A 7,718-nucleotide genomic window follows, 5' to 3' on the forward strand; every position below is an offset into this window, starting at 1 on the left:
CGACAAAGGATTAACAGCATGAAGTTATGGCAACAAGGAGCAGGCATGGTGTTGCTATTCTGGAACGGCGTGATCGGAGCGGCAACCATTCCTCTTGGGGGGATACCGCTCAATATTACCCTAACCAATCTGCCGCAAATCACGGTAGAAAAACCGGGGGGCGGTTGGTACAACCAATTGACGCTGAGTAACAGCGCAGGGAGTGATATCACTCGCTATCAGGCGCAGGCACCGATCCAGGTGAAGATCCGCAATGAGCGTCACTTTATGGTCTCGCTGGTCAATCCGTTGGTGTTGAGCCATGCAACCAATACCTCACTGACCTTCAGCACCGAACAGGTGGGTTTTGGCAGCAGTACGACGACATTGCAGGCACTGAGTGCCACACCGATGAACTTCAGTAACTCAGCATTGGTCGGTGATACCTCAATAGGCAATTACCTGTTATCAGTTTCAGCACGGCAACCTACCGGGGAGTGGGGGAATATTTCCGGCAACTACCAAGGGCAACTGGTGTTACTGTTTGAAGTTAAAGTCTGAAATTAAGAGCCCATCCCAATAGGCTATAAATCACCGGCGAATATTATTGAATTTGGCATAGGTGCCAAAGAGTTAATTCATTTTTTACGAATAATACCGAGAGAAATATATGCGAATAATATCCAATCTATCTAGGCTACTGACAAGTATTCTATTAGTGATGACCTCTCCTGTATTAGCAGCGCAGTTCTCACCAACGTTTAAAAATTGTGATGTCATCAATATCGGGCCAGACTTATGGCAGGCAAAATTCGATTTAGTCATTAATGTATGTAGTGGCTGTTCAGATTCGACCAACAATACTTTTACCGCCTATGTGCCAAAACTAAGTGCACAGGGTAAACCACTGGCAGATACTAATACTGTGGCCAATTTTAGTCATTTAACAACAACTGGGACTTCAATACTAGGTGTTATCGGCGGACTGTATCTGAAATTTAATAGTACCTCACCAGTGAACAGCAATGTCATTAGAAGCGGTTCATCCATTTCCGTCAACTTTAGCACTAAAGGGAACAATGCCTATCCGGCATTATTTATCCGCTATGCAGATCTGACGATAGTTGGTGGGACTACATCATCTCCGTTATGGGTGTTCCCTGGCTCCTGTTACGAAAGCACTTTTGTTCCACCGACTATTCCGCCCATTGAAGAAATTAATCCACCCGACCCTGAGTTTAATATTAGCTCTACAGTCTGGGAGTTGAATGGGGTAGACGTTAGTGACTTACCTGATGTGTTGGTGAGTAGCATGGGCTATGCCGCCTCAATTAAAAATATCAGCAACAGCAATCTCTGTATTAACTACGTTACTGCTGGAATTAAAAATAAAAGTTATGCCCTGGAGGTAACCAATAACGCCAGTCTGTATGGAGGACGAAATCTTTTCATGATGCAGGGAGGTACCAGCCAATTACTTTACAATCTGCAACTGAGCAGTAATGATGGTGTGTTGGGAAACAATTTTGAATTTCCGACAGGAACAACCAAATACATCACTCTATCACAAACAGCCAGTAGCGTAGATAAACGCAGTGAGATGTGCTGGACGCCTAAGATCAATCTATTCAAAAATGCATCTACTAATGCTGGCATGCATACGGATATATTGAACTTTGTTATTATCCCCAAAGCATAATGGCGTGCGCCTTTGCTACTTCATTAATAAAAAGTCACTAAGGAATGCACAATGAGTAAGAAAAGGGTTGTATTGCAATGTGATTGCCACTTTATCCGAGCCGGAGTTGAGGGGGTAATAAAAAAATCAACGTTGTCTAAACACATTGAAATAATTGCCAATACTGATGAGATTACCCGATGTGCAGAACTTATGTTCATTATGCATAATATAGATATCGTTATTTTAACACTGAGCCACCGGAATTATGAGCCTTGGTTCCTGTTAAAATTCATCAGCAATCTACTGCCAAGAGTTCAACCTGGTAGCCAGGTATTAATATTAAACAACCGATTAAACATCGAATCGTTGAAGAATTACCTGAGAAAGTTAAAAAACGTTCATGAGATCATGGATATTTCATTATCACTGGATGAACTGCATAAGCAACTACTGAGCCTATCTCAGAATATGAGTAACTCGGATTTGCAAACCTCTCAAAGCAGTTCGCCGCTGTCTTTACGTGAGTTAGAGGTATTAAATCGATTACTCAAAGGGGATGCTACGATCCAGATCGCCGAGGATTTACGCATAAATTACAAAACCGTCAGTTGTCATAAGCGCTCTGCGTTAAAAAAAATCGGCATTCGCTCGTTAAACCCACTACTATCACGTCACTAGGCAGATTATGAACAATACTATCGTTATTCACTCTTTCACTATTTACTCATATTTTGAGTTTACTAATGCCATAACTTTCAACGAGAAAAAGAAAACGGGTTGGGTATTGAAATAAAATGGATGCGTCATACATGAAATACTTACCTAAACCCAATCAGTTACAAATATTCCTTGCAATTATAAAGCATGGTAGTTTTCGTGCTGCGGCCAAAGCCCTTAATCAGAGTCAACCGGCATTGACTCGATCGATAAATGAACTTGAAAAAATGCTAGGTACCACATTAATTGTGCGTGGCGCTCGTGGTGCACTACTGACTGAGTCAGGCAAGCTTTTTGAACCTCGAGTTCAACTGGTGCTTAAAGAACTTGAACGGGCCGTTAATGAGGTAGAACAAACTGGTGATATGTCCAAGGGCAGGGTGGCTCTTGGCAGCTCCTCTCTGCCATCATTTACCATGATACCTGGTGCAATACAGCAATTTCAAAAACGATTTCCGCAGGTAAATATTAATCTCATTGAAGGGCAACTTTCTGAGCTGTTGCCAGCGTTACGCATGGGGAAATTGGACTTCGCCATCGGGGAAAGCTCTGCAGACATTGCACTTAATGAGTTTATTGAGGAGCCTTTTTTTTCCGCCCCCTTTAGCATCCTGGCACATAGGGAACATCCCTTAGCTCAGTGTACTTCATTAAGTAGGTTAAATAACGCCAAATGGTATTTCCCTGCCTCGAAATTTGGCTACTACAATCAACTAAGTAAAGTGCTTTTTCCTGGGGAAAAAGCGAATGGTGATAATATAATCTGGGGAAATACGCTATTTATGGCGCTGCAAATGGTCCTGAATGCGGACTTTTTGACTGCAGCACCTCATGAAATTCTGAATGCGCCTTATCTAAATGATAATCTTTGCAAAATACCCATTAAAGAGCCATTACCAGATATCTCTTATAGCTTCATTTATCCTCAACGTTTACCGCTGACATTCTTAGCGAAAACACTGATGGATGAACTACGTTGGGAGCGTAAAAGATATCCAATGGGCCGCTGAAAAGATAAGGTCAGTTACGCCGTGTGCCGCCAGCGCAGGGTAAACATGCCTGGCTTAGAAAACATCACCAGATTCCCCAACAGAATCAGGCACAAACCGATTACCGCATTCAGATGCCATTGGTAACCTTCGTAGATCGTCGAAATCGTTAGCGCAACCAAAGGGAACAATAGGGTACTGTAGGCCGCCGCACCGGCACCGATGCGCCCAAGTAGGCTGAAATAGGCCGCGAAGGCAATCACCGAGCCAAAAATGGCCAAATAAAACAGCGATCCTAAGTAACGGGCAGTGAACTCAATCTGGAACGAGGCTCCTTGTAGCCATGCGATACCCAACATTAATAGCGCACCGTAACTCATGGCATAAGTGTTGGTTGAAAGAATATCCAACCCACGGCGCTGATGCCGCGTACTGAGCATATTGCCTAACGAAAAACCGTAGGTGCCCAATGCACTCAAACCGATGCCTTTAAGCAATTCGGGGGCCATTTGCGTGGCCGCCAGATCCTGCCAGAACAACGCCACAATACCGCTCAACCCTAGCAAGGCTGCCGGCAGCAGATTCGGGCTAGGGCGCTGGCGAAAGAATATCAGGCTGTTGACCGCGTTAAACAGCACCGCCATAGAAAAAATCACCGACTCCAAACCACTACTGATATAAGCCGCTGCATGGTAAAAACAGTAGAAGTTAAAGCCAAACACGCAACAGCCTTGCAGCAGGCAAAACAGATGATCTTGTAGGCTAATGCCGCGTAAGCGGCGCAACGCCAGCAAGACCAGAAACATGACAGCAGCGGAAAGCAGGAAGCGGTAGGCTATCGAGACCGCAATGGCTACCGAACCTTCCTGTTGTAAGGTAATCGCAATCCAAGTGGTGCCCCAAATCAGTACCACAGCAAGATACAACAGCGTATTCATGATTAATCCCGGTTAATTATCCTGAGCCGAAGTATTCCTCTTTAGGGTTGTTAGCGCTTTCAGCACATTGCGCTCTCTTGCATATTCTTGCGGTTTTTTTCGCAAAAGCATCAGACGGTGGTTGGCATGAAGGGAGACGAATCTTTACACTGAAACCGTTTTCTGACCAAGGTGAAACGGCTATGGCTTATCAGGCATTTGAAACTCTGCGACAGCACAAAGCGCAATTGCACAATAGCGTGCAGTTGGGTTCTGGTGTGCAGTTGGCCATCTGGTCCAATCGCCATGACCGTGTCACACAGGAAAGCGCCGATCACCATACTCTGAGCCTGTACGTGGCAGACGGTTACGAATGCTATCAGAAAGTGCCGGGCGGTTGGCAAAATGGTGGCGGTCCAGACCGTTTCTGTATTATGCCGCGTCAGTACGAATCCACCTGGGATATCCGCAGCGATCTGTCCTTCGTTCACCTGTACTGTACCGACCAACATCTGCGCCATCTGCTTGAGCAGACTTGGGATCGCAGCCCTGCATCCCTCAATGTAGAACAGCGAACCTTTGGGGAAGATGCACAAATCACGCTGCTGTATCGCCAGTTCATACTTAACTGTGACTGGCAAGATAGCGCCAATCAATTGGCACTGAGCAGCGCTTCCACTTTACTGATGTCGCATCTGTTGCAACGTTACACCCAACTGCAATGGCGTTTGCCTGCAGTGCGTGGCGGTTTGGCTCCGATGGTGCTGAAACGTGTGCGTGAATATGTCGACAGCCATCTTGAACAGCCATTGTTGCTGGCAGATCTGGCCGAGCAGGCCGGTTTGAGCGAATTCCACTTTGCCCGCATGTTTAAACACAGCACCGGATTGGCACCACATCAGTATGTGATGCAACGGCGTTTGCAGCAGGCGGAAACACTGCTGCGGCACACATTGCTGCCATTGACACAAATCGCGCTGGAATGCGGCTTCAGCTCGTCCAGCCATTTCAGCAATCGGTTTAAAACAGCCTATGGCTATGCCCCGATACAGCTGCGGCAGCAAGCGCGCTGAATGACTCAAACCGAGGGCTAGCGCGGCAATCAAAAACTGAAACGCACGATTTAGTCTGGACAGTAACAATGAGATCGTGACAATAGTCACGAAATCTCATTATTAGCAAAGGATAGTCATGCATACCCTTGATGCCATTCAACAGCGCCGTGCTACCAAACTGTTCGATCCCCAGCACGTGATGACGCTGGAAGAGAAAAAAGCGCTGCTCAATATTGCCCTGCAAAATGCTCCCAGCGCGTTTAACCTGCAACACTGGCGACCTCTGTTGATTGAAGATCGTGCTCAGCGTGAAACAATCCGTGAATTTGCCTGGGGTCAGGCTCAAGTAACCGACGCTTCAATGCTGGTCGTGCTCTGTGGCGATCTGCTGAGCTGGGAATCACAGGTAAAAAATATCTGGGGAGAGGCCGCAGAACCTGTTCAGCAGTTCATGTTCCCAGCCATCGACCAATATTACCGTGGCAAAGAACAGGTACAGCGCGACGAACTCATGCGCAGCAGCGGGATCTTTGCCCAAACGCTGATGCTGGCCGCTCAAGCTCAAGGCTATGATTCTTGCCCGATGAGCGGTTTTGATTATGATGCCGTTGGCAAAATCATCAACAAACCGGAACATTATCAAATCGCTCTGATGGTGGCGATTGGTAAAGGCATCGGCCAATCCTATCCGCGCATCGGCAAATTACCGTTGGACGAAATTGTGACGATCGATCGTTTTTAATCCTACAAGACTCTCTCCCTGTTGGGAGAGAGTGCATCTGCCCACCTAGCCATTCTCAACCTCCGACAAACACGCGCAATCTGGATAATCAGGGCAGGGTAATTGCCTGATTAAAAGCCGAAATACCGCCCCCATTTCCCGGCGACTGTTGGAATAGCGTCTATACTAAAAGCACACACTGCCTGTGTGGCGGGGTTCTAATCGATAAGATTGTAACCGTTCCAGTAAGTACGAACTGCATAAAATCACACAGTCCAAACTATAAGTTCGCGAGGTGGTCCATGCTATACGTTGACATTCCAAGCCGTGAAGAATTCTCCCGTTTGTCCGATATCCGTTCCGATGCCTGTATTTCCATCTACCTTGAAACCTCTCCTTTGCACCAAAGATTGGAGGCCAGCAAAATTCAACTGGGTAACTTTATTAAACAGGCATTGCAGCAGGTCGCGGAAAAGGGTTTGGATAAGCGTCGCTTAGCCCTGTTGGAAGAAGAACTTTATTCGGTGCTGGAGGATGAGGATTTTTGGGATCTGCATGCACGCAGTCTGGCCATTCTTGCTACACCGGACAGTATTACAACCTACCGTTTGGCTAACGAACTGCCTAACCAGCTTGAAGTGAGTGAGCGTTTTTACCTTAAGCCGTTACTACGCGCGCTGACCTTCCCGCATTCAGCGTATGTTCTGGCGTTGTCAGAGAATCAGGCCCGCTTGATCGAATTCTTTGCCGATGTGCCCCCTGTGGAAGTGGCGGTGCCAAATCTGCCATCACATAAGCGCCAAGCCTTGGGAGATGCCGCATTAAACGATCACCACCATGGGGCGGTTCATCACAAAGTACGGTTGGCGCAATATACCCGTAAAATAGACCAGGCTTTACGCCCAATATTTGCCAGCCATGACTATCCGCTGATTTTGGTCAGTACCGAGCCTTTGGCTTCGATTTATCGTTCAACCAACTCGCTACCGAATCTTACCGATGAAACAATGTTCAGTAATGCCGAGCATCTGGGTGCTTCTGAACTGGTGACTCAGGTTCGCCCACTGCTGGAGAACTATTATCAGGCACAGTTGAAGGCTCTCAAATCACGCTTTGAAGCACGCTCCGGTGAACGGCGAGTCACGCAGGATCTGTCTGATGCCGCCCGTGCGGCAACCTTTGGGGCTATCGATCTGTTGCTGATTAACCTCGACAGCAGCGTAAACGGCACCATTGATGACAACGGTGTGATCTCCTTTAGCGGCAGCGACGATGAATCCTGCTACGGAATTATCGACGAAATCGCTAAGCGGGCGATTGCTACCGGTGCAAGAGTATTGGCAGTGCGTAGCGAAGATCTGCCATCAGGTGCCGATCTCCATGCAATCTTGCGGTATCCGCTGTAACCCCTGAAACTCAATCTGAGCCCCGAAAGGGGCTCAGACTACTGACAAAGTCCGTTATTAGGGGGAGCGTGCCGAAGGGGTCGTAGCGGCGTAAGCCGCCGGAGCGCCCCTCGGTGCGCTAGACCCGGGTATCTTGGGCTAAAAGACCACTTTGTCATCAAGCTCAGGGGCAAACCACGGTTTGCCCCTGGTTGTTTCAACGGCCCCGAGGGCTAAAATCAATAACGGATACAGACCGACTTCGATTCGGTAT

Annotated in this window: 8 protein-coding genes; 7 read left to right on the plus strand and 1 reads right to left on the minus strand. The window is 47.3% G+C overall.

The window, feature by feature from the left end; genetic code table 11:
• Window positions 1-18: 18 nt before the first annotated feature.
• From IV04_RS20305 to IV04_RS20320, 4 genes are all read left to right on the plus strand, one after another.
• Window positions 19-540 (plus strand): hypothetical protein, encoded by a 522-nt coding sequence (locus IV04_RS20305; RefSeq protein ID WP_152562920.1) that lies wholly within the window; start codon window positions 19-21, stop codon window positions 538-540.
• Window positions 541-697: 157 nt separating this feature from the next.
• Window positions 698-1,678, plus strand: a complete 981-nt coding sequence (locus IV04_RS26220) for a hypothetical protein (RefSeq protein WP_152562921.1) — start codon at window positions 698-700, stop codon at window positions 1,676-1,678.
• A 51-nt stretch (window positions 1,679-1,729) separates the two neighbouring features.
• On the plus strand, window positions 1,730-2,338 hold the full coding sequence (locus IV04_RS20315; protein WP_037399446.1) for a LuxR C-terminal-related transcriptional regulator: 609 nt from the start codon (window positions 1,730-1,732) through the stop codon (window positions 2,336-2,338).
• 131 nt (window positions 2,339-2,469) lie between these two features.
• Window positions 2,470-3,387, plus strand: a complete 918-nt coding sequence (locus IV04_RS20320) for a LysR substrate-binding domain-containing protein (protein ID WP_037400070.1) — start codon at window positions 2,470-2,472, stop codon at window positions 3,385-3,387.
• 14 nt (window positions 3,388-3,401) lie between these two features.
• Here the strand turns inward: IV04_RS20320 and IV04_RS20325 are convergent, their stop codons facing one another.
• A complete protein-coding gene (locus IV04_RS20325) occupies window positions 3,402-4,304 on the minus strand; it encodes a DMT family transporter (protein ID WP_037399449.1) in 903 nt (300 codons plus the stop codon).
• A 182-nt stretch (window positions 4,305-4,486) separates the two neighbouring features.
• Between IV04_RS20325 and IV04_RS20330 the strand changes: the two genes are divergently transcribed.
• The 3 genes from IV04_RS20330 (at window position 4,487) to IV04_RS20340 (ending at window position 7,465) form a co-directional block, all read left to right on the plus strand.
• Window positions 4,487-5,356: a helix-turn-helix domain-containing protein gene (locus IV04_RS20330; protein ID WP_037399452.1), complete on the plus strand. Its 870-nt coding sequence runs from the start codon at window positions 4,487-4,489 to the stop codon at window positions 5,354-5,356.
• 118 nt (window positions 5,357-5,474) lie between these two features.
• Window positions 5,475-6,080, plus strand: a complete 606-nt coding sequence (locus IV04_RS20335) for a nitroreductase family protein (protein ID WP_037399454.1) — start codon at window positions 5,475-5,477, stop codon at window positions 6,078-6,080.
• Window positions 6,081-6,361: 281 nt separating this feature from the next.
• On the plus strand, window positions 6,362-7,465 hold the full coding sequence (locus IV04_RS20340; RefSeq protein WP_037399463.1) for a hypothetical protein: 1,104 nt from the start codon (window positions 6,362-6,364) through the stop codon (window positions 7,463-7,465).
• Window positions 7,466-7,718 lie beyond the last annotated feature (253 nt).

This window comes from Serratia sp. Ag1 (genome assembly GCF_000743355.1).
Taxonomy (GTDB): Bacteria; Pseudomonadota; Gammaproteobacteria; order Enterobacterales; family Enterobacteriaceae; genus Chania.